1 protein-coding gene and 1 pseudogene are annotated in these 1,459 nt (G+C 60.2%); one reads left to right on the top strand and one right to left on the bottom strand.

Annotated elements, in window-relative coordinates; translation table 11 throughout:
• Nucleotides 1-742, bottom strand: a pseudogene (locus CW742_RS12860) (S-layer protein); the annotation flags it as partial.
• A gap of 144 nt (nucleotides 743-886) precedes the next feature.
• Between CW742_RS12860 and CW742_RS12865 the strand changes: the two are divergent.
• Nucleotides 887-1,459: class I SAM-dependent methyltransferase (locus tag CW742_RS12865; protein WP_292420996.1), on the top strand; the 573-nt coding region annotated here is incomplete at its 3' end.

Here is a 1,459-nt window from a genome sequence, read left to right on the forward strand (position 1 = left end):
GCACGATATCGAGCTGCTCACCTGAGCTGGCCGGAATGCTGTCGATATGGTACAGGCCGTTATCCTTCGGGCTGATTGAGGTGCTGGCGTTTCCGATCCGGACGATCACCCGGTCTGCCGCGCTCTGCCCGCTGTTGACAATATCGAGCCGGACCCCGGCAGGATCGCCGGGCTTCACTGCGTCCGGAGTCTTCACTCCCATTCCGAGGACCGCCAGTTTGGCGACCGCGATCTGCGGGTTGACGTTCACTGGTACAGGATACCGGGTACTCCTGCCGCCCCGGGTGTCGACCCGGACTTCGGGGAAGTAGAACCCCGGCTGGGCCGGTGCCCGGATCAGGAACGTCAGGGGGATGGTCTGCCCCGGCCCAAGGTCCCCAATCCGCTGGTAGTTCTCCCCGACCACCTCGATACCCTTCCCTTCGAGCCCGGCCTTCTCGATATAGACATTGATGTCGGTGGTCTTCACCGTCTCAAACCCGCTGATCTGCGGCCCGATATTCTCGCTGACTGTTGCGCTCGATGCCGTGTTCTTCAGGGTGACGGTCAGCGTCCCCAAATCCCCGGGCATCAGCACGGCCGGCGTCAGTTCGTACGAGCTGACCGTGACGGTCGGCTCAGCCAACACCGGAACGGCAAGGCAGAATGCAATGATAATTCCGATACAAAAGAGGTGGCAGCGGGGAGGTATCATGATCTTCAATCCGGTCATAGCGGTTATGATCTCAAAAACGTTTGTCACGGTACGATTCCCGGAAGAGATCTTCCTCATGACGGGGAGGCATTCCTGTGAGAAAATCTGACCGCGTGATGCGTACATTTTTGTGCATTGTAAACCGGATTTGTACACAACATCCTCGCGCCCCGCGCCTTGTACGTGATAACCATGACTAACCCCACCTATGTTCACGGATATTCCGACCGGGAATCGGAGCGTCTCGCCGACCAGGCCCGGACACTCACCGGTCTCCTCCACCACGATACCCTGTATCCTCCAGGATCAACGGTTCTCGAGGCCGGCTGCGGGATCGGTGCCCAGACCGTCATCCTTTCAAAGAGCAGCCCCGGGGCCGCGATCACGTCCATCGATATCTCTCCTGACTCGTTAAAGAAGGCAGAAGAGACGGTACGCCTGGCCGGGTGCACCAATGTCACCTTCCGGCAGGCAGACATCTTCAGCCTCCCCTTCGCTGCCGGCAGTTTCGATCATATCTTCGTCTGCTTCGTGCTCGAGCACCTTGCGGATCCGGCGGGGGCACTACGGCACCTGCACCCGCTCCTGAAGGAGGGCGGCACGATAACCGTGATCGAAGGCGATCACGGCTCCACGTTCTTCCATCCCGATGATGCCGATGCCCAAAAGGCGGTCGACTGCCTCGTGGAGCTCCAGAAGCGGGGCGGCGGCAATGCCCTTATCGGACGGCAGCTCTACCCGCTCCTGTGCAGAGCAGGATACCGG

The organism is Methanoregula sp. (genome assembly GCF_002835825.1).
In the GTDB taxonomy this organism is placed as follows: Archaea; Halobacteriota; Methanomicrobia; order Methanomicrobiales; family Methanospirillaceae; genus Methanoregula.